The sequence below is a fragment of the Niabella aurantiaca DSM 17617 genome (assembly GCF_000374125.1).
GTDB lineage: Bacteria > Bacteroidota > Bacteroidia > Chitinophagales > Chitinophagaceae > Niabella > Niabella aurantiaca.
This window is the reverse complement of the sequence record NZ_KB893626.1, coordinates 494,807-516,527: the sequence shown is the minus strand read 5'-3', so window position 1 is coordinate 516,527 and position 21,721 is coordinate 494,807. Positions and strand designations below refer to the sequence as shown.

The 21,721-nt window shown below is 48.7% G+C and carries 14 protein-coding genes; 10 read left to right on the top strand and 4 right to left on the bottom strand.

Annotated elements, in window-relative coordinates:
* The first annotated feature begins 12 nt into the window (after nucleotides 1–12).
* From B160_RS0107235 to B160_RS0107220, 3 genes are all read left to right on the top strand, one after another.
* Nucleotides 13–2,412 (top strand): hypothetical protein, encoded by a 2,400-nt coding sequence (locus B160_RS0107235; protein ID WP_018627231.1) that lies wholly within the window; start codon nucleotides 13–15, stop codon nucleotides 2,410–2,412.
* Between the two features lie 122 nt (nucleotides 2,413–2,534).
* Nucleotides 2,535–5,462, top strand: coding sequence for a serine hydrolase domain-containing protein (locus B160_RS0107230; protein ID WP_018627230.1), 2,928 nt, complete (start codon nucleotides 2,535–2,537; stop codon nucleotides 5,460–5,462).
* An 803-nt stretch (nucleotides 5,463–6,265) separates the two neighbouring features.
* Complete coding sequence (locus B160_RS0107220) at nucleotides 6,266–6,787, top strand: porin family protein (RefSeq protein WP_018627228.1); 522 nt, start codon at nucleotides 6,266–6,268, stop codon at nucleotides 6,785–6,787.
* On the opposite strand, the gene B160_RS0107215 is transcribed toward B160_RS0107220, so the two are convergent.
* Nucleotides 6,784–7,674, bottom strand: a complete 891-nt coding sequence (locus tag B160_RS0107215) for a LytTR family DNA-binding domain-containing protein (protein ID WP_169540009.1) — start codon at nucleotides 7,672–7,674, stop codon at nucleotides 6,784–6,786. The genes B160_RS0107220 and B160_RS0107215 overlap by 4 nt on opposite strands.
* A gap of 241 nt (nucleotides 7,675–7,915) precedes the next feature.
* Between B160_RS0107215 and B160_RS0107210 the strand changes: the two genes are divergently transcribed.
* From B160_RS0107210 to B160_RS0107195, 4 genes are all read left to right on the top strand, one after another.
* A complete protein-coding gene (locus B160_RS0107210; RefSeq protein WP_018627226.1) occupies nucleotides 7,916–8,398 on the top strand; it encodes a lipocalin family protein in 483 nt (160 codons plus the stop codon).
* Between the two features lie 11 nt (nucleotides 8,399–8,409).
* Nucleotides 8,410–9,039, top strand: a complete 630-nt coding sequence (locus B160_RS0107205) for a hypothetical protein (RefSeq protein ID WP_157557941.1) — start codon at nucleotides 8,410–8,412, stop codon at nucleotides 9,037–9,039.
* A gap of 256 nt (nucleotides 9,040–9,295) precedes the next feature.
* Nucleotides 9,296–10,510, top strand: a complete 1,215-nt coding sequence (locus tag B160_RS0107200; RefSeq protein ID WP_211218057.1) for a DUF2062 domain-containing protein — start codon at nucleotides 9,296–9,298, stop codon at nucleotides 10,508–10,510.
* Between the two features lie 323 nt (nucleotides 10,511–10,833).
* The gene (locus B160_RS0107195; RefSeq protein WP_026309605.1) at nucleotides 10,834–14,670 is read left to right on the top strand and encodes a 1-acyl-sn-glycerol-3-phosphate acyltransferase; all 3,837 of its coding nucleotides are present in this window, start codon (nucleotides 10,834–10,836) and stop codon (nucleotides 14,668–14,670) included.
* 56 nt (nucleotides 14,671–14,726) lie between these two features.
* On the opposite strand, the gene B160_RS0107190 is transcribed toward B160_RS0107195, so the two are convergent.
* Nucleotides 14,727–15,467, bottom strand: a complete 741-nt coding sequence (locus tag B160_RS0107190) for an SDR family NAD(P)-dependent oxidoreductase (RefSeq protein WP_018627222.1) — start codon at nucleotides 15,465–15,467, stop codon at nucleotides 14,727–14,729.
* Nucleotides 15,468–15,559: 92 nt separating this feature from the next.
* On the opposite strand from B160_RS0107190, the gene B160_RS0107185 reads away from it, so the two are divergent.
* From B160_RS0107185 to B160_RS0107175, 3 genes are read left to right on the top strand one after another with little or no spacing between them, the layout of a single operon-like run.
* On the top strand, nucleotides 15,560–15,949 hold the full coding sequence (locus tag B160_RS0107185) for a winged helix-turn-helix transcriptional regulator (RefSeq protein WP_018627221.1): 390 nt from the start codon (nucleotides 15,560–15,562) through the stop codon (nucleotides 15,947–15,949).
* Between the two features lie 10 nt (nucleotides 15,950–15,959).
* Entirely contained in the window at nucleotides 15,960–17,462 is a 1,503-nt protein-coding gene (locus tag B160_RS0107180) for a phytoene desaturase family protein (RefSeq protein WP_018627220.1), read from the top strand.
* Nucleotides 17,455–19,122: a C45 family peptidase gene (locus tag B160_RS0107175; protein ID WP_018627219.1), complete on the top strand. Its 1,668-nt coding sequence runs from the start codon at nucleotides 17,455–17,457 to the stop codon at nucleotides 19,120–19,122. Before B160_RS0107180 ends, B160_RS0107175 begins: the two co-directional genes overlap by 8 nt.
* 138 nt (nucleotides 19,123–19,260) lie before the next feature.
* Here the strand turns inward: B160_RS0107175 and B160_RS0107170 are convergent, their stop codons facing one another.
* Together B160_RS0107170 and B160_RS0107165 are read right to left on the bottom strand one after the other, a co-directional pair.
* On the bottom strand, nucleotides 19,261–20,559 hold the full coding sequence (locus B160_RS0107170) for a glycosyltransferase (protein ID WP_018627218.1): 1,299 nt from the start codon (nucleotides 20,557–20,559) through the stop codon (nucleotides 19,261–19,263).
* 259 nt (nucleotides 20,560–20,818) lie between these two features.
* A complete protein-coding gene (locus tag B160_RS0107165) occupies nucleotides 20,819–21,664 on the bottom strand; it encodes a hypothetical protein (protein WP_040679537.1) in 846 nt (281 codons plus the stop codon).
* Between the last annotated feature and the right edge of the window lie 57 nt (nucleotides 21,665–21,721).

Below are 21,721 nucleotides of genomic sequence, written 5' to 3'. Positions count from 1 at the left end.
TTATCTTGTGGGATGCTCCGTCCTGCCATTATACTGCTGGCTCTTTTATTGCCTGCCTTTTGCACATCCGCACAGGCGCCGCCGGATGTTTCCGACCTGCTTCAAAGCAGACTCAACGCATACAATGCCCAACATCCCCGTCAGACACTGATCGTTATTGCCGACAAAAATATTTATGCCAAAAACGAAATGCTGTGGTTTGCCGGTTATATTCTTTCCCAACCGGAGTCGGTACAGGATACGGCCACCGTATTGATTGCCACCTGGGTCGACGACGTGACCCATAAAGTGCTGCTGCAAAAAAAATTCCCCATCCGCGATCAGATCTCAACCGGGAACTTCCTGGTGCCGGACAGTGCCCTGCCCGGCGCGCATCACATTGTGTTCAGCACCAACCTGCTGCATCACAACCAACCCATCGGGGAGTACCGTCTCCCCGTTTCCGTTAAAACCAATGCGATCCTTAACTATACAACAGCACTTACATTGCCGGACAGCTTAAATACGCCGGATAAAATCGGCGTCGGTATCGCCCTGGTGCCGCTTGTGTACCGGCAACTGATGCAGGGGGCAAAATTTTCTTACCAGCTGAAGGGGCAAAAGGAGCGGCATATTGAACTAAACAGGCTGGGGAAAGGAGTCGTTTTCATTGACAAAAAATGGATCCGCACCGGCAGCGATGTCCTGTACACCACCACCCGCTTCGAGGATGAAACATACCCGGTGAACATAAAGTTGCCGGCAGCGCAAAATGCAGACACCCTGAGCTTCCGGTTTTACCCCGAAGGCGGCAACCTGGTATATGGCCTGGAAAGCCAGGTAGCCTGCGAAGCCAAAGTGGCGGGCAGCGGGGTGGCCGTGACCGCAACGCTGCTGCAGAACGAAAAAGCCCTCTGCTCCGTACCCATAAGCACCGATGGAAAAGGGCTCTTTACCCTCCGGCCGCAAAAAGGCGCCCGCTATCTCCTGCAGGCGGTCTGGAACAACAAAAACTATCGCTTTGATCTTCTTCCCGCACTGGATGACGGGGTAGTGATAAAAATACCCACCGCCGTGGTGGATGATTCTTTACAAATAGAATTACAAAGCAGTGTTCCGCGTACCATTTCCATCACCCTGCACAACGCCGCCACCGTTATCGGTACACCGCCAATCCCCGTAAAAAGCAGCTCCAGGATCCTGATGCCGGTAAAAGAACGGAAGGGCATTTATGCGATCACCGTGTTTGATGATAAAGGACGGCCGCTGGCGGAGCGGCTGATCTTTGCGCGCTATCATCAGAAAGCCGGTGTGGACATCATATTTAACAAAGAATCTTTTGGTACAAGGGATCGGGTGGATGCCATATTAAACATCACCGGCGCCGGCAACCAGCCCACTTCATCCGTACTAACGGTCAGCTGTGTGGCAATGAACCGGATCGCCACGGATATACGAAAAGACCTTGAAAGCGTGTTTTACTTAGAAAATGAGCTGAAAGGCATCTCCCTGTACGACCGGCAGGGACGGCTCATGGACAACAGGCCGCTGCTGGAAGAAGCGCTTTTGCTCAAAGGCTGGCGGCGTTATACATGGCAGCAGTTGCAGCACATTGCCGGAGACACCGCCAAAATTGTAAAACCGAACGTAAGAGGTCAGTTGTTCCGGTTCGAAAAAAAGATAAAGAAGCCGGAAGAGCTGGTGCTCATTAAAGACAGCATTCTCGGTTTTGGAAACACGGATCACGAAGGAATTTTCTTTCTGAACGAGAACGACCTGCTGGTGAGGGATGGAAGAAAACTGTTTATCAAGGTCATGGGGAAAAACAAGGACGGTTTTCAATATAAGATCACGGACAGCCTTGTAAAAACCACAGCCGATGCTGCCGGCAGCCTGCATATTGACCGCCCCGTTGCCAGGTTGCGATCTGAGGATGAACTGCAGGATAAGATGGATACACAGGAAAGGGGTAAAACACTGGAAGCCGTTGTTGTACGTTCCCAAAAGAAATTCTATGCTTATGGCAGTAATGAATGTGGCGATTATGTTTGCCAATACGGCGTTTTAAACTGCATCAACCATCCTTATCCTTTTGCAATGCCGGTGGTAGGGCGCACCTACTATACCAATGCAAACGGCATATCCCGGCGGGTCGTATATATGGGCTGTAAGAACGGGCCGGTGATCAATACCGACTACTTAATTTACCGGTCCCGGGAATTTTATGGTATGGACAGTACTCTCATGAAACAGGGTACCGAAGAAATGATGAGCACGATTTACTGGAAGCCCCTGTTATATACCGATGCAACCGGAAAACTGGAATGCTCCTTTTTTACAGCCGACCTGAAGGGTGCGTACCTGATGACCGTTCAGGGAATATCCGCCGACGGAAGCCTGATCTTCAGGCAAAAATTACTGCGGGTTCAATAAGGATCACCTGCGGGCAGGCTACCCGCAAAAACCCGCAAATACAGACCCAGCTTCAAATTTCCCTCGTTGCACGTTCAATTATCCTAAATTTGCAACCATCTGTAACTGAAAAATAGCAACGCATGAAAAATAAAAGATTGTATGCATTATGGATCCTGATCCTTTTCACATGTCAATCTATCAACGCCCAAAACAACAGCAATCTTCCCGCAAACAAGTGGGTGGACAGTGTTTATAAGAGCCTCAGCAAGGACCAGCGCATTGCACAGCTGATCATTGTAAGAGCCCATTCCAATAAGGGCGCCGATCATATTGCCGCAGTGGCGAATGACATTAAAAAATACAATGTTGGAGCGCTCTGCTTTTTCCAGGGAGGTCCGATTCGCCAGGCAAAGCTTACCAACTATTATCAGCAGCTGGCCAGGACCCCCATTATGATCACCATCGACGGTGAGTATGGCCTTGGCATGCGTCTGGACAGTGTTATAAAATTCCCGTACCAGATGACGGTGGGGGCCATTGCCGATACCGGCCTGGCCTATGAAATGGGGCTGGCCGTAGGCCGTCAGCACAAACGGCTGGGCGTGCAGGTGAATTATGCGCCGGTGGTCGACATCAATAACAATCCCAATAACCCGGTAATCGGCTTCCGCTCTTTCGGAGAGAATAAATACAAGGTGGCCCGGATGGGTGTTGCCTATATGCGGGGCATGCAGGATGCCGGCATCATGGCCAGCGCCAAGCATTTTCCCGGGCACGGGGATGTGGCCGTGGATTCGCACCTGGATCTGCCGGTGATCAATAAAACCGTAGACCAGCTGCAGGAGCTGGAGCTCTACCCTTTTAAAGAACTGATCAAAGCCGGTGTACAAAGTGTAATGGTGGGTCATTTATTTGTACCATCCATTGACCGTACCCCTCACCGGGCCACTTCCATTTCAAAAAATGCGGTTACCGGCTTGCTACGTGACCAGCTCGGCTTTACCGGGCTCACGTTTACGGATGCACTGGAAATGAAGGGCGTTGCCAAATACTTTCCCGGCGGAACCATTGCAGTGGAAGCGCTGATTGCCGGCAACGATATGCTTTGCCTCCCGGAGAGCGTTCCGGGCACCATTAAGGCCGTGAACGAAGCGATCAAAAAGAAACGGCTGAGCTGGAAGGATATTGAAACAAAAGTAAAACGGGTATTGCTGGCAAAATATAATTTAGGGCTCAGCCAGCTGTCTCCGGTCAGTACCGACCATCTTACAGAAGATCTGAATGCAGCCACCAACCAGGTGCGCGAAAAAATAGCGCGCCAGGCGCTGACCATTGTCAAGCTCATCAATCCCGACGGCTTCCGGAATGAGTTTTTCAGCCGCCCGTTAGCCGGAAAAAAAGTGGCTTATGTTGGATTCAATAACGGAGGCTCCACGGCACTGGCACAACGCCTGAAACAGGATCTTCATGCAGACATCTTTTATATCCGGTACCCGGACGCTGCCGGAAAGGGAGGCACCGTTGTTAAAAAAATCTTAGAGGGCCGTTATGATGCGGTGATCCTGGGATTTCATGATATAGCCCTGCGCAAAGGCAGCAGCAACTATGGCATTTCCCAAAGTGCGCTTCAAAACTGGCGGCAGCTAAACCGCAACAATGCGGTAACCATGGTTTTTGGGAACCCCTTGTCATTGGGCAACTTCTGCATGGCCAGATCATTGATCGCTGCTTATGAGGACGACACCGTTTTTCAGGAAGTGGCAGCAGACTGGCTGACATCCAAATTCAATGCCAGGGGCACGTTGCCGGTTACCGTATGCAATTGGAAATACGGAACAGGTGTGATCCAGAAAGGGACGGAAGCAAGCTATATGCAGCCGATCGGCGACCAGCAGTTTGCCGCAGTAGATTCGATTGCAGAAGAGGGCATCAAAAAAAAAGCCTACCCCGGCTGCGTGGTACTGGCCGCTAAGGACGGGCAAATTGTTTACCACAAGGCCTTTGGCAACTACACATACGATGCCGTAAAACCCGCTACCCTCAACAGTATCTTTGACCTGGCCTCCGTTACAAAGATCTCGGCTACCACCGTATCGCTCATGAAACTGTACGAAGAAGGCAAGATCGATCTCAAAAAAAAATTGTCCGATTATCTTCCCTGGACCAAAAAAACCAATAAGGCCCGGCTTACTTTAGAAGACATCATCCTGCACCAGGCAGGAATGGTACCCTTTATTGCATTTTATAAAGAAACCCTCAATCCCGATGGAACGGTGCGGCCGGAGTTATACCGGAGCAGCCCAACAGAAGGATTCACTACCCAGGTGGCCCGGGATCTTTATATCCGGGATGACTATAAAGACTCTATCTGGAAAAAGATCCTGGACAGCCCCGTGGTGCCTCCCGGAAAGAAATACATTTACAGCGACAACGACTTCTGGTTTTTGGGCAAGATCGTGGAAACCATTACTAAAATGCCGCTGGAAGCATACGTACAAAAAACCTTTTATGAGCCCTTGCATATGACCACTACCGGCTATCATCCCCTGCAACGTTTTCCATTAGACCGCATCATGCCTACAGAAAACGAAACAGGTTTTCGCAACCAGCTGATACACGGAACGGTTCATGACGAAGGGGCCGCTTTGGCCGGCGGTGTAGCCGGACACGCTGGTTTGTTTTCAGACGCTTATGACCTGGGAAAACTATACCAGATGCTGCTGAATGGCGGGGAATTGAATGGCCTGCGTTTGCTTAAATGGGAAACCATCCAGCATTTTATCGGTTACCACAGCACGATCAGCCGGAGGGGCTACGGTTTTGATAAACCGGAAAAAGACAATGCTACCAGCAGCAGCCCCTACCCGAGTAAATATGCATCCCCGCAGGCCTATGGTCATACCGGATTTACCGGTACCTGTGTATGGGTGGATCCGAAATACAATATCGTGTACATCTTCCTTTCCAACAGGGTCTATCCTACGCGCAACAGCCCGGGCCTTAGCCGTTTAAGCATCCGGGGCCATATACAGGATGCCCTGTACAAGGCCCTCATCCCGAATCTTTAATTTTCATTTGTGTAAAAACAGGTAAGAAATAAGCCGCTTTGGTATGTTTATTGATAAATCGTTCCTGTTAAATCTCGTACAAATGAAAAAAATATTTTTTTTGACCGTGGTCATTGCTGTTGCAATGGCTGCAAATGCACAGTCCGGTTACCGCCATGCCATCGGTGCCCGCATCAGCTCACATACAGAATATGAGGCTTTTGCCGCTTCCTACAAGTTCTTTGTTACCCGGCCGGGTGCCATAGAGCTCAATCTCGGTTTTGGCGATCAACGGTACTGGTATGGTAATGACCGGAGAAATGCACCCAGTGTCAGCTTTTCGGGAACCTACCAGCATCACTTTCCCATTAAGCCCGTAGCCGGCCTCAAATGGTTCATCGGCGGGGGNATGGNATTTTTCAATACCAGTTCAAAACTGGACCGCTACGATGGCTTTGGCGTAGGCATTTACCCAACCGGCGGGGTCGATTATAAATTTGCAACCATTCCGCTGAACCTTTCTGCGGACTTCAGACCTACATTCCATCTTACCGCTCCGGATGCCTATGATACTTTTCATGGGCACGATGTGGGAATAGCAGCCCGTTATACGTTCTGACCTCTTTTTATTTTTAAGGGTATGGTTTTTGTACACGCAATAGTGGCATGTTTCGCCCGGTACATCACTACCCGTCAGCAGCAGGTGCGGATATCCTGATGCCCGGAACAGGTCCCCGATATAAGGCTCTTTAAAATGATCCCGGCAGGTGTTCCAAAATGCGCTATTCATATCCTGCCTCCTCTTAACCTTGTCTGTATCTTCAATGAAACAATCTATCCTGATCCTTGCCATTGTTTTGGTTGCCGGAGCACTCCAGGCCCAGGAAAAAAGCAGAAAAGCCGTCGGTATCCGGATCAGCTCTCATCTGGATTATGCTACTGTGGCGGCCTCTTATAAGTTTTATGTTTCAGAACCCGGGGCCATTGAGCTCAATGCCGGTTTTGGCCAGAGGAACCGGTATTCTGTATATGACCACCGGTATTGGAATACCACGGGCGTCAGTCTTTCAGGATCTTACCAGCACCATTTTGACATCAGCGCTGTTCCGGGTCTGAAATGGTTCCTCGGTGGCGGGCTGCTGCTGTTCAACTCCTTTTCGCGGCAAAGCTATTATGATGGTTTTGGTGCCGGCATTTTTGCAACCGGGGGTGCCGACTACCAGTTCAGCAATACCCCGCTGAACCTTTCGGCAGATTTCCGGCCGGTACTGCATATCGCAGCCCCCTCTGGCTTCGGAACCCTGCATGCCCATACTTTCGGCCTTGCCGCACGCTATACTTTTTAAACCCGGCGTTTGCCCGTGAGCATTTTCTTAAATGCCGCTGCATTCGACCGCGCTACCACCACCGGCGCAAGATCCGGATGCAGCAATACCTGGTACCCCGCAGCATTGCCCTGCACCTGCATGATCTTGTCCGTATTGATCACAAAAGACCGGTGGCAACGGAATAACTGGGGAAACAGGCCATGTGCCTCCATAAAATCATTTAAGGTATTTCTGATGCTAAGGGTAAAGACCTTTTCGTTATTCAGCACCTGCAGTTCCAGGTTATTGCCCCTGGATTCAGCATACAAGAGATCGTCAACCTTAACGGGATGATCCAGCCTGGGAATATTCAGATAGGCGGAGGCTGCCTCCGGCCCGGTCACTTCATTTTTTTGTGCCTGCAGCTCTTTTAACTGGTCATTCAGGGCCGTTACCTCTCTCAGATGATACCTTAATAAATAATTATGGCGGCCAAAAGTGGCAATAATATAAGGCAATATGCCGATGGTAACCGCAAGGAAAAGCGATTGGGCAAGGCTGGTATCTTCCGGTGCCAGCGCTCCCCGGAAATGGTTGATGAGCCAGATGGTCAGCCCGATGCTAAAGAACTGATACCCCATTACAATCAGCTCCCTTCCCAGGGTCCATTTTTCCGGCCGGAACCAGTTCCGGAACATCAGCAGCCATAAGGCATTCAGGGTCATGGCACACAAAGCGCCACCCGCATATACCGCCGCAGTGATGTAAGCGCTTCCCTCTATATTTCTTTCGCCGATCTTAAATGGCTGTAAAATGCTCAATATTAGAAAGACCACCAATACAATTCCCAGCACCGTGCGAAAATAAATACGCAGGTTTCCGTACCCCGGGTGTGGTTGTTTCAATGTATGGATCAGCCTGATCAAAAAAAACTTTATAAACGAAAATAAATATTTTTTGCAGCGAAATACATCGCGGCAATAAAAAGCCTTGCCATTCATCACCACAGCCTGCGGTCCGTCACCATTTTCTGCTATCTGTCACAACTCCTTGTTATCCGCCCTCAATAACTCCGAATCTATTGATTTGCATATTACTATTGCAGTGTCAACCTGCCGGCCTTTTGTCAACTGACCAGCTTTTCCGGAAACTCCAAAGATCTGATATATGAAAAAAATCACTTACCTATTGATCTTAATAGCACTCGCCGCTACCCTGCCCAACTGTTATAAGGGCAAACAGAAGCTCCATCTGCCCGACCAGATATTGGGATTGTGGTCACTGACCTCTTTCAATTACAAAGCCTATAAAGGATCAGCAATTATTGAAGAATACACAGAACCTGCCGGGGATAATGAGCAGATCACGATTCTGTTCTATAAAAACGGAACTTTTGAAACCTATGAGCGCAGACTGGAGGGGGGTAAATGGGTAACGACCGAACATGTAGAAGGAACCTGCCAGTACCTGCCCGGCACCGGAATCCTCGTCATGGAAGATGAGGCAAATGGAGAGCGGTCCGAAGCAAACGTGCTGACCCTTACTGATCAGCACCTGGTTTTTTCACAATCCGTTTCGCCGGCGTCCCATAATCCTGAAGCCGACAGAGAAACAATTACATCTGATTTTAAAAGAGGTGCCCTGCAATAAATACTCCTGTTATGCAAAAGCGAATATTCTTACTTATGTTACTGGCCGTTGCTAACGCTACCATAGCTCAAACTACAAAAAGAATGGCTCCATACCGGCACGCTTTCGGAATAAGGGCCAATGTTTTGGGAACAAAAGCCTATGACTTCTTTTCAGGATCTTACAAAGTATTTTTTTCACCCCGTTCGGCTATTGAACTCAACACGGGTATTTCCTATGAAGAATACATCTTAAGAAATAAGCAGGAAAATTTTGAAGGGGTGCAGGTTTACCAGCCATTTTTCGGTTCCCTCTCGTACCAGCTGCACATTCCCATGAAAGGAGGGTTCAGCTTTATTATCGGAGCGCAGGGCCATGTCCGTTTACTGAAAGACGATCTTCCGGACCATACCGGCTATGCGCCCCCTCCGGACGACCCCTATACCAAAACATTTGAAACGGCAGCAACCCAATTCAGCCTGGGATTTGGGCCGGTAGGCGGTTTCGATTTCAAATTTCCGAAGGCCCCCGTTAACATTACCCTCGACCACCGGCCGGCGTTTTTAAACGTCAACCGTCAATTTGATGGTGAAGTGGAGCTGCTAAATATCGCCCTGGCGGTGCGGTGCACATTTGGAAGGTATCCCGGCCAGAACCCATAAGTTTGATCTTCGGAGATCGGCCACCTTTTTATTACGGATCTTTACGGACAGGAAAACCGGAACAGACATTACTGACCGGGACGATCAGCTACCAGGGCATGCGGCAAATTCAAAAAAAGATAAAAATCTAAAGCGCATCCACGAAGATCAATTAGCTGCCAGTATCGCTCCCCAACCCGTTACGCTCCATCTTTATCGCTAAAATTTATGCTCTGAACCGCGAAAATCTACATACAAGCTTTATTTTTGGAGCTTCGTGAAACCAGCTATTTCCACCATACCAGTCGATGCCTCAGAACGCTTTTCCGCTCTGGGCGTATGCGTGATGATCCCCACTTATAACAATGCCACCAGCATTGAGCAGGTGATCACCGATGTGCTCCGGTATACCAGGCAGGTGATCGTGATCAACGACGGCTCTACGGACGGCACAGCAGAGATCCTGAAAAAATTTCCACAGCTAACAGTAGTGTCTTACACCCCCAATAAAGGAAAAGGCATGGCCCTGCGTGCGGGGTTTAAAAAGGCCGCCGAGCTGGGATACCGGCATGCCATTACCATCGATTCGGACGGGCAGCATTTTGCAAAGGACCTGCCGCTTTTCCTGGATCAGCTGGAAACAGAAGGGTCCGCGCTGATCATGGGCAGCCGGAACATGACCACCGCTGATAATGTACCGGGCAAAAGCAGTTTCGGTCATAAATTTTCCAACTTCTGGTTTAAGGTAGAAACGGGTATCGACTGCCCGGATACCCAGACCGGCTACCGCCTTTACCCCCTGGAACCCATTAGCCGGATGAAATTGCTCACCCGGAAATACGAGCTGGAAATTGAAGTGATCGTGCGCCTGGCCTGGGCCGGTGTACGGGTAACCTCGGTTCCCATCACCGTTTATTACCCCCCAAAAGAAGAACGCATCACGCATTTCCGGCCTTTTAAGGATTTCAGCCGTATCAGCTTATTAAACACTGTGCTGGTACTGATCACCTTCTTATATATAAAACCCCGCAATTTTTTCCGGCGCTTTACAAAAAAGAACTGGAAACAGGAGCTGAAACGGCTTCTTTCTAATCCCGGTGAATCTACCGTTACCAAGGCCAACTCAATGGCCTTTGGCGCCTTTATGGGCATCATACCCATTTGGGGGTTCCAATTGCTGGCAGGCATTCCGCTGGCACACTGGATGCGGCTGAACAAGGCGCTTTTTATTTTGGCAGCCAATATCAGCATTCCACCCATGATCCCCCTGATCGTTTTCCTCAGCTATAAAATGGGAAAACCCTGGATGGGTAGTCGCGCAGTGGATATTTCACTCAGCAAGCAACTCACTTTAAAATATATGGGCCAGAACCTGGAACAATACCTTTACGGAAGCATCACACTGGCGATTGTTGCGGCGGTTCTCTTCTGGGTCCTCAGCTTTGTGCTGCTTAAAATGCTATCGGGACAAAAAGGTGCAAATGTGGAATAATATTTTTGGCCGGAAGCCGGTGAGACGACAGACCAGTGGGTCCGTTCCTCTTTAAAAGGAGCCATCATTACCCGCTGAACCGGTAGCCTATTAAAAGCATTCCCATCCGGATGGATCAGCGTCTATGTCCTGATGGAAATGTCCTCAAGATCCCGGTTTATTTGTGCCGTAGGCACCACTCTTTTGTAGACCCCGGAATATCACAGGTGCTGCGTAGCAACTACCCTTGCTATCGCCATCAGAAATTGCAACCCGGAAATCAAAAATGTTATTCCCCCGGAGAACAGTGGGACGGTAAGCATTATTATCTTTGCCGGTTAGATATGCAGAACGTCTTTCTTACGATATACCAGTATTTTCTTACACGCAAACCGCTGTTGTATCTTCTTTTTTTATGCACGCTCGGTTTGTTCCTGCTATTGGCCAGCCGTATAAAGTTTGTTGAAGACGTATACGCCATCATTCCAAAGGACAAAAAAACAGAAAAAGTTGCGGAGGTCTTTGGCAATTCAAAATTTGCCGACAAGCTGGTGGTAATGGTCTCCTTAAAGGATTCCACACAAACAGCCCCCGACAGCCTGACAGTTTATGCCGATGCCCTGGGCGCGGCCCTGGAACAATCTGCGGCACCTTACATAAAAAACATCCGTTACCGGATCGAAGACGATTTTACCCTGGAACTGTTCCAGACCATACAGGAGCATCTTCCCGTTTTTCTTTCGGAAAAAGATTATGCAAAGATCGACACCCTGACCCAGCCTTCGGTTTTAAAGACCACACTGGAAAATGACATAAAATTGCTGAGCGGCCCCGGCAGCTTTGCCATCAATGATGTCATCAGCAGGGACCCCAGCGGCATTTCCTTTATCGCTTTAAAAAAACTGCAGGAGCTGCAGGTAGACGATAATTTTGAATTGTACGATAGTCATATCATCACCAAAGACCAAAAGACCCTCCTGCTCTTCATTACGCCCAATTTTACCGCCGGCAATACCGGCAAGAATAAACTGTTGTTTGATGCACTGAACCGGGACATCGACTCCGTCGGGAAGACCCACCCGCAGATCCGGGTTCTTTATTTCGGCAGCGCCCTTGTTTCAGAAGGGAACGCCGCGCAGCTAAAAAAGGATACACAGCTCACCCTGACCATCACCATCCTGTTCCTGGTATTTTTTATCAGTATTTATTTTAAAAAGAAGCGGGCACCGGTGCTGATCCTGGTACCTGTGATCTATGGCGCAGCATTTGCGCTGGGCTTTATTGCCCTGATCAAAGGGAGTATATCTATTATTGCATTGGGCACGGGCTCTATCGTGCTGGGGATCGTGGTCAACTACTCGTTGCACGTGTTTAATCATTACCGCCATACCGGCGATATGCGCCAGGTGATCAAAGACCTTTCATTCCCGCTGACCATCGGCAGCTTTACCACCATTGCTGGCTTCCTGACGCTGCAGTTCGCCACTTCGGATATGCTGAAAGACCTCGGATTGTTTGCGGGGCTGAGCCTGATCGGCGCGGTTTTGTGCTCGCTGATATTTTTGCCACATTTTATCGGCAGATCGGTAGCGGGGCCCGGGCAAAAACACTCCCGGATCGACCGGATCGCAGCCGTCCGACTGGAATCTAACAAATGGCTGGTGGGACTGATCTTGTTGCTGACCATCGTATTTGCTTTCTTTACCGGCAAGGTGCAGTTTGAGCCAGACATGATGCAGCTGAACTATATGTCCGGCGAACTAAAGCAGGCCGAGCAACAGCTGAACCGGATCAGCGGGGCCGCATTGAAATCCGTGTACCTGGTTACCGAAGGCCGCAATCTGGATGAAGCCCTCGTAAAAAGCGAGCGCCTGCAAACCGATATCGACGGCCTCCGTGCGGAAGGAAAGATCAGCAGCGCGGGCGGTGTATCCTCCCTGTTCCTTTCCGACTCCTTACAACGCGTTCGCATTGCCCGATGGGATGCTTACTGGACGTCAGAGAAGAAGGCACAATTGCTGTTGGATATCAAAACCGCGGGAACCGCATTGGGCTTTAAAGCCAATGCCTTTCAGAACTTTGAACAGCTGCTTACTACTTCCTTTAGAACCCTGGATCCTGCACAGCTTTCAGGCATCCGTAAAAGTTACCTGGACGATTATATTACCGAAACACCCGGCCGCGCTTCTGTGGTTACGGTGCTCAAAGTGCCCCAGGCATTCCGGCAGACCGTTGTCGACAGCATGGAGGCCGGCAATGATGCTACCATACTGGATCGCCAGTACCTGACCAGCCGCTTAACCCAAATGGTGAACCAGGACTTCAACCGCATCGCCTGGATCGTTTCCATCCTGGTAGCCGTGGTGTTGTTCCTCACCTTTGGACGGATAGAACTCATGCTGATGGCCTTCATCCCCATGTTCATCAGCTGGGTGTGGATCCTCGGCATTATGGGATTGGTGGGCATCAAGTTCAATATTGTAAACATCATTGTATCTACCCTTATTTTCGGACTGGGTGATGATTACAGCCTTTTCGTGATGGATGGATTGTTATCCGAATACAAAACCGGAAGGAAATTGCTGGGGTCGTATAAATCATCGATCCTGATCTCCGCCATCACCACCATTGCCGGGCTGGGTGTACTGGTATTTGCCAAACACCCCGCCCTGCGGTCCATTGCCTTTATATCCGTAACCGGTATTGTTTGCGTGGTATTGATGTCACAGATCTTAATTCCCTTCCTGTTCCATCTTTTTATAAAAAGCCGGGTAAAAAAACAATTTCATCCCTGGACCCTGTGGAGCTGGCACCGGTCTTCCTTTTCATTTGTTTATTTTGCCTCTACCAGTGTACTGCTGACCATCGTTGGTCTTTTCCTGGTGCGTCTGAACCCTTTTAACCGGGAAAAAGGGAAATACATCTACCATGTGCTACTGTCCAAATTCTGCATGTCGGTATTGTACATCATGGGCAACTTCCGCAAAAAGATCCATAATCCCCAGCACGAAACATTCGAAAAACCGGCCGTGGTCATCGCGAACCACCAGTCGTTCCTGGACATTTTAAAGATGGCCATGCTTAACCCAAGGCTGATCCTGCTAACCAACCAGTGGGTATGGAAGTCGCCGGTATTTGGCTGGGCCATCCGTATGGCCGATTTTTACCCCGTTGCCAATGGCATCGAAAACAGTGTTCCGTTGCTGAAGACGCTTACCGACAAAGGTTACTCTATTGTTGTATTCCCCGAAGGTACCCGCAGCACCCGCCCGCCCATGAAACGCTTTCATAAAGGCGCTTTTTACCTGGCAGAAAAACTGCAGCTGGATATTGTGCCGGTATTATTACACGGCCTGGGCTATACCATGACCAAGGGCGATTATCTGTTAAAGAACGGCCCCATAACCGCACAATACCTGCCAAGAATCAAAGCAGATGATACACGCTGGGGCGCCAATTATCAGGAACGGACCAAATCCGTTTCCAATTATTTTAAAACGCAACATACGCAGCTGACGAAAGAACTGGAACAGCCCAGGTACTTTAAGGAGCATTTGTTCTTTAACTACATTTATAAGGGCCCGGTATTGGAATGGTATTTAAAAATAAAACTGCGACTGGAAAACTATTATCAACAATTTCATGAACTGATGCCCGCGGAAGGGCGCATCCTGGACCTGGGCTGTGGTTACGGGTTTATGTGTTATATCTTATACTGGAGCAGCCAGGAAAAACGCAGGATCACGGGCGTGGATTACGATGAGGATAAGATCGAAACGGCCAGCCACTGCTTTAGCAAAACGGATGACCTGCAGTTTATTCATGCCGACATCAGCCGTTTTGTTTTTGAGCAGTATGACGGCATCGTGATCAGTGATGTGCTGCATTACCTGCAACCGGAGCAGCAGGTGGCCGTTATTGAAAAGGCCGTTCACAGCCTGTTACCCGGCGGCGTACTGGTGATCCGTGATGGAGATAAGGATCTTGAAGAAAAGCATAAAGGCACGAAACTCACCGAATTCTTTTCTACCAAAGTATTCTCCTTTAACAAAACGGTGAACGGTTTGCATTTTCTATCCGGACAAATGATCAAAGATCTGGCAGACAAACATGGACTTTCATTTGAGCGGATCGATCATACGAAGTATACTTCAAACGTCATCTGGGTGTTACGAAAATAAGAGTGGTGCATTTTACCACTCTTATTTCATAACGACATTGCCGCAACAGGGCTCATTTAAATATTTGTTCCGCCATCAATCAAAAAGCCAGACCCGGTTATATACCCGCTTTCCGGCCCGGCCAGATAAGCCACCAGGGATGCAACGTCATCACCGGTACCAAAAGCATCCAACGCCATCAGCGAACGTTGAAAATCCGCAGCAGGTCCGTTTGCCGGATTCATATCCGTATCCACAGGACCGGGATGCACCAGGTTAGCGGTAATCCCTTTCGGCCCCAGATCTCTTGCAATACCCTTTGTAAACCCTACAAGCGCGCTTTTGCTCATTGCATAAAGCGCTCCACCCCGGCCGGGCATCCGTTCCGCCTGACAACTGCCGATGGTAATGATCCGGCTGCCGTTCTTCAAATAAGGCAATGCCGCCGTTACTGCCATAAAAACAGCCCGTATATTTACCGCTACGATCTCATCAAAATCATCTATGGTAAATTCACTGATGTCTTTATAAACACCAATACCTGCATTATTGATCAGAACATCCAGCCCACCCAGTTCCTTTACGGTTGTTGCTACTGCATGCACAATGGCCTGGGGATCGGCACTATCAGCCTGAATTGCGATCGCGCTCCCGTTTTGTGCTTCGATTGCCTTTACCACCCCGGCTGCTTTTTCCGGAGAAGCCTTGTAGGTCAATGCAATCTGTGCGCCCTCTCGTGCAAGCCGTTGTGCAATTGCAGCTCCTATTCCCCGGCTGCCCCCTGTTATCAATACCGTTTTGCCCTCTAATTGTTTCATAGTATTTTTTTAAATTGAGCAGTAAAATTGAGTGAATATTTATATTTTTACAAGTACTGATAAAATTGTTAAGTACTGACAAAAAAGTAAGTATGCGAAAAACAAACTCCACAAATGCACTGAATGAAGCGCAACTGATCCGGAATTGCGGGGTGGTACACGCCCTTTCCATCATCGGCGGCAGGTGGAAGCCGACCATTCTTTTCAACCTGCTATACGGAAAGATGCGGTACAATGAATTATTAAAATCGATCCCCGGTGTATCAGAACGCATGCTGATCGCACAGTTAAGAGAGCTGGAGCAGCATGGCCTGATCAAACGCATTGTTTATCCGGAAGTACCTCCAAAGGTAGAATATGAGTTAACCACTGTGGGCAAATCAGCAGGTCCTATGCTGCAGGGCATCTCTGATTGGGGCAATAAGCTGCGGAATAAAAAAAATACTGTCACCAAAAAAATGGTCAGTATTTCTCCTGCATGATCTGAAACTTATGAAACACGAAGTTGTCATCATCGGAAGCGGTTTAGGCGGCCTTTTGTGCGGCAGCATCCTGGGCAAGGAAGGGTGGCGGGTCTGTGTGGTGGAAAAGAACAAGCAGCTGGGCGGTAACCTGCAAACTTTTGCCCGGAACAAACAGCTTTTCGATACCGGGGTGCATTATATCGGCGGACTAAGCAAAGGCCAGAATCTTTACCAGGTATTTAAATATGCCGGTATCATGGATCAGCTACGGCTCGAAAAAATGGAAGCCGCCTTTGATCATATCCTGCTGGAAAATGATCCAGAGGTATATGTGCAAAGCCAGGGTTATGATGCCTTTATCAGCAACCTTGCAGCGGCCTTCCCGGAGGAAAAGGAAGCGATTACCCGTTATTGTGAGAAAGTAAAAGACGTGTGCGGCAGGTTCCCGCTCTATCACTTAACCATGGATGATGCATCTGCAAAAAATGAAGTCCTGGATCTGAGTGCTGAAGAAACAATCGCGGCGATTACCCCTAATAAGAAATTACAGGCAGTGCTGGCCGGCAATAACCTGCTCTATTCCGGCGTTGCCGGTAAAACCCCGTTTCACGTACATGCGCTGATCCTAAACAGCTATATCGAAAGCAGCTGGAAATGTGTGGATGGCGGTTCACAGATCGCAAAACTGCTGGCGGCGGAAATAAAAAAACAGGGAGGAACGATCATCCGGAATTGCGAAGTAAAAAAGATCGTGGAAACCGGTGGCGCCATTTCCCATATTGAAACAGAGGGGGGAAAGAACATCAGTGCCCGCCATTTTATTTCCAATATCAACCCGGCGACTACATTGTACATTACAGACTCGGCACTGTTAAAAAATGTATACCGCAAACGGATCACCGGGCTGCCCAATACGGTATCATCCTTTTCGCTACATCTTGTTTTAAAACCACGGTCCGTTCCTTACCAAAACCACAATTACTATTTTCATAAAGAAGGGCATTTATGGAATATGAATGATTATACGGAAGCCAGCTGGCCCCTGGGTTATGGACTGTACCTTACTCCTGACCGGAAGGATCCCCGTTATGCCGCTACGATATCCATCCTCACTCCTATGTGGTTCAGGGACGTGGAGCAATGGAAAGAGACGTATAACCGTGTTGGAAAAGACGCGGAACGCGGCCAGGAATATGAAGCCTTTAAAGCACAAAAAACAGATCAATTGCTGACCCTCGTAAAAGAGCGGTTCCCGGAAATTGTTGAGAATATCCGGCACAGCTATGCCGCCACCCCCCTCACCAACCGGGATTATATCGGCCTGGAAGATGGCTCCATGTACGGCATCCAAAAAGATTATAATAACCCTTTGCAAACGGTGATCAGCCCGCGCACCAAAATTCCCAACCTGTTTTTAACAGGCCAAAATCTCAATTTGCATGGAATTTTAGGAACTTCGCTTTCCGCAGTATTGACCTGCACCTTGCTGCTCAATGATCATACGCTGGCAGATAAAATAAGAAATGCTTAAAAAGAGTAAATTTTTACGAAGATTATTACGGGTACTGGCAGTGATCGTTTTACTGTTCGGTTTACTATTCGCCTACCTGGTATGGGTTTCCGATATTCCCGAGCCCAAGATAAAAGATACGGCTGCTTTACAATTACAACGGCAACAACCCGATACCGGTTTATTTACCATCGGTAACAGCTGGTTCCGGAAAAGTAATTCCGGGTTGTATGAATTGTATATAGAGGGAGAACCCTTTGAACGGGGCGTGATCAATGGGAAACTGAGCAAGGAGCTGGTACAATTGCAGGAAGACTATTTCAGCGCGCAGATCAATAAGCTGGTACCCTCAAAATTCTACCGGCATTTTCTAAAATACTTTATCGGCTTTTTTAACCGAAAATTGCCGGATTATGTAACGGAGGAATACAAAGAGGAGATCTATGGTGTATCCCGGTCGGCCTCCGATAACTATGGCTATATCGGCGACAAATATCAGCGTATTCTCAACTACCATTCGGCGCATGACATTGGTCATGCCCTGCAAAACCTGGCCCTGGTTGGCTGCACTTCTTTTGGTACCTGGGGTACGGCTTCGGCAGACAGCACGATGATCATCGGCCGCAATTTTGATTTTTACGTAGGGGATGATTTTGCAAAGAATAAGATCGTGGAGTTTGTACACCCTTCTTCCGGCTATAAATTCATGAGCGTAACCTGGGGCGGGTTTATTGGTGTGGTTTCGGGTATGAACGACCAGGGGCTTACCGTAACGATCAATGCTGCCAAGAGCAGCTATCCCACAGGCGCCGCTACCCCCGTTTCGCTGGTGGCACGCGAGATCGTTCAATATGCAAAGAATATCGGAGAAGCCGTGGCTATTGCCCAAAAACGGAAAATGTTCGTATCGGAGTCCTTCCTCGTCGGTTCCGCAGCCGATAATAAAGCCGTGATCATTGAAAAGACACCCGACTCACTGGCTATATACGACCCTAATAAAAACGCCATCCTTTGTACCAACCATTTTCAGAGCAGTACGTTCTGGAACTCGGAGCCGAATAAAGAAATGCGGGAGAAAAGCGCTTCGGTTTACCGTTACAACCGACTGAACCAGCTGTTAAACGGAAACGGAAAGAACTCGGTGCAAAAAACCATTGACATCCTCCGCAACTACAAGGGCATGAACAATGCGGATATCGGCCTGGGAAATGAAAAAGCGGTAAACCAGTTCATCGCACACCACTCCATTGTTTTTGAACCACAAAAATTGTTGGTTTGGGTTTCCACCGCACCCTGGCAGCTGGGGCCCTATGTATGTTACGATCTTAAAAAAATATTTACCCTGCGGGGAATGCAACAGAACCAGGAAGTCAATGAAGCGCCCTACACCATACCGGCCGATCCCTTTATTTATACTCCTGAGTTCAAACGTTTTGAGCAGTTCCGCCATTACCGGGCGGCGATCCAGGAGGGTAAAAAGATCAACCCCGACAGCCTGGTAGCCGAAAATCCAAATTTTTACAACAGCTATATCATTGCCGGCGATTACTCTTATCAGAACAGGGATTATAAAAAAGCCATCGGGTATTATCAAAAAGCCTTAACGCTGGAAATTGCCAACCACGGCGAACGGGAACATGCGGAAAGTATGCTCAAGAAGGCGCTGAATAAAGCACTGTGATCCTTTATTCCTATCCGTACCACCGGCACTTTTATGTTTACCACTACCATGCAGCATAATTGCCGGGAACGATCTGAAAATATACATACCCGACGATCTCCCGCAGATAACCCGGGTTTTGCGCAGATTTAAACAGTTTTAAGAACCCATTTGCATCCGCAGCACTTGTTCCGGTTCTTTAAAATACGCCTCCAGCTTTGAAACAGCTTCTGCCGCTCCGTTTTCCCGCTCCATCATGCTGCCAGTTCGCAGAACGGAGGCCCTGATCGCATCCTGATCAGCCTCCTGAATTGCATTTAAAAGTTTTGGAGCCGTTAGTTTCTTAAACGGCAAATGCGCCCCCCAACCTTTCCTTTTAAGAAATCTTCCCCAGATCGGCTGATCACCTAACACGGAAACAATCACCACAGGTATTTTAGCGCGGAGCACGGCCCCTACCGTTCCGATTCCGCCATGAACAACGGCCAGCTTGCATTGAGGAAATAACCAGGAATGGTCCACAGCTTTTACTTCAAAAACCCGCTGACTTTTGGGCAATCCGGCGGGCTGGCTCCAGCCCTGGCAGAAAATATAACGTTCTTCTGTGTAGTTCAGTAAATGTTCCAGGATCCCGTAAAAAATTGTCGGATCCGGAACCGGGAAGCTCCCAAAACCAATATAAACGGGCGGTGCACCCTGTGCCAGCCAGTTACTGATCGTGTCATCCGTGCCCCGGTCCTGCCCGGCCAGTGGCGTTTTTACCCCTGCCATGTCTAAAAACCCGGTGATCGCAGCCTCTTCCGGCCAGTCGGAAGGCCGTTCAAGAAGAAAACGGCTGAATGCATGTAACTGCAATACCCGTTGCTCATCGATCTTTTTCGGCAGTGATTTTTTAAGAGGTGGCAGTTTTAACAATGCCCGCTGTTCCTGTATATCTTTTTTATGTTCCGTCCAAAAAAACCATCGCATCAGCCGGTATGTAAACCGGTTATAGACGGGCGAATTAAAAAAGTCGAGCCCAAGGTACGGAAAGACCGCCGTTGGCACGGAAGGAACCGTTAACTGAACAATCGCCCACGGCTTTCTCAAACGTTCCGCTACCGAAAACACCCATGCTACGGTCAGCGGGGCGGCTACAAGTACATCAAAAGTTTCGCAATAACCGACCATCTTTTGCAGAACGGCTCCCTGACCTTTCCGGATCAATTTCCCCAGCTCCCGTAAATAGGTGATCACATTCCCGGATTTAAGAATCCCCGCTATTTCCGGTGACTGCAGCATTTTTTGCGTGTCACCCGGAAGCGGATAAAAGGGGATGCCATATTTCGGCACAAAATCGGAGAAATTTTCATTCCCCACAATGCTCACACTATTTCCTTGTTCCAGAAGCTCCAGGGCCAATGCTATATAGGGCTGTACATCTCCCCTGGAACCGAAAGTAATGATACCATAATGCATCGTTCAGCTAATTAGTTTTGTTAAATAAATACAATTTAAACGCTCACAATCGCAATAAAAATAGTATTTATTCATAAATAAAGACAAAAAATTAATTTTATCTAAAAATAAGGGGGATCGCCGGGCTGGAATCCATTAAAGTACGGGCCGGTGATCAAACGCGTAATGGCATTTCAATGCCTGGTTTAGAACATAATGCCTGAAAAAGGCAGGAAGCAGTTAAAAAAAGAGAAAATAAGGTCCGTGACCTGCTTTGGCGCTAAAACAGATAGCCCAATCCTGCTCCAAAAGCAGTGTTGGTAGTGGTTACCCAGTTCAGCCGGGTATCGATCGTGCTGCCATCCGTATAATAAGCCCTGTCGGTACCCTTCCAGGCATCTGAGTGCGCTATGCAGTAGTAGCTCATGACCCTTAATTTCCGGCCCAATGTATAGCCCAGCTCCAACTTTCCTTTTAGCTGGTAAGCCTCTGTATAATGCCGGAAACTTACCGGCTTTGCAAATTCGTCGATCAGGTTCCACAGTGCCTTTGCATGATACTTTAAAAGCCCGCCGGAAAGATCGATGCGCAGGTCCAGCCGGTTAAATGCCCTCGCTGCATTTATTCCGGCCTGCCCCCCCTCCCACGTGGTTTTATAAGAGCTGTGCAGGTCACGCACCCTTTCCGCATCTCCCAGTAACAGCGCCTCCTGTTTTTCTAAAATATAACCGATAAAGGGGCGGATCTGAAACCCTGATAGGTTTCCTGCGTAATAGTTCAGCACCGCGTTTAGGTTGATGCTTTTACCCTGGCTGTTAAACGATTCATTATAATAGTTCTCCTGCCGGTCATCCTGCGCATAGTCCTTATCCGTTACCGTTCCCCTTTTCAAATCGTGATACCCCCCGCTGAGCTCCATTCCCCATCTTTTATTAAAGGAATACCGTACGCCCGCATTCCAGGCCGGTCCCCGCAACCGGCGCCACACCAGTTCGGACAGGATATCCGGATCTTTGCCGTCCGAATTTCCCGCTATGGACCAATGCAGATCGGCTATGCCGTACCCAGCTGAAACGAGGATCTCGTTCCTTTGTGCGTTCAGGCAAAAAGCAGCACTATACTGCAAGAGCAGGAAAAGGCAAATTATTCTGACGGGACACATATAAAATAAAATTACCTTTTT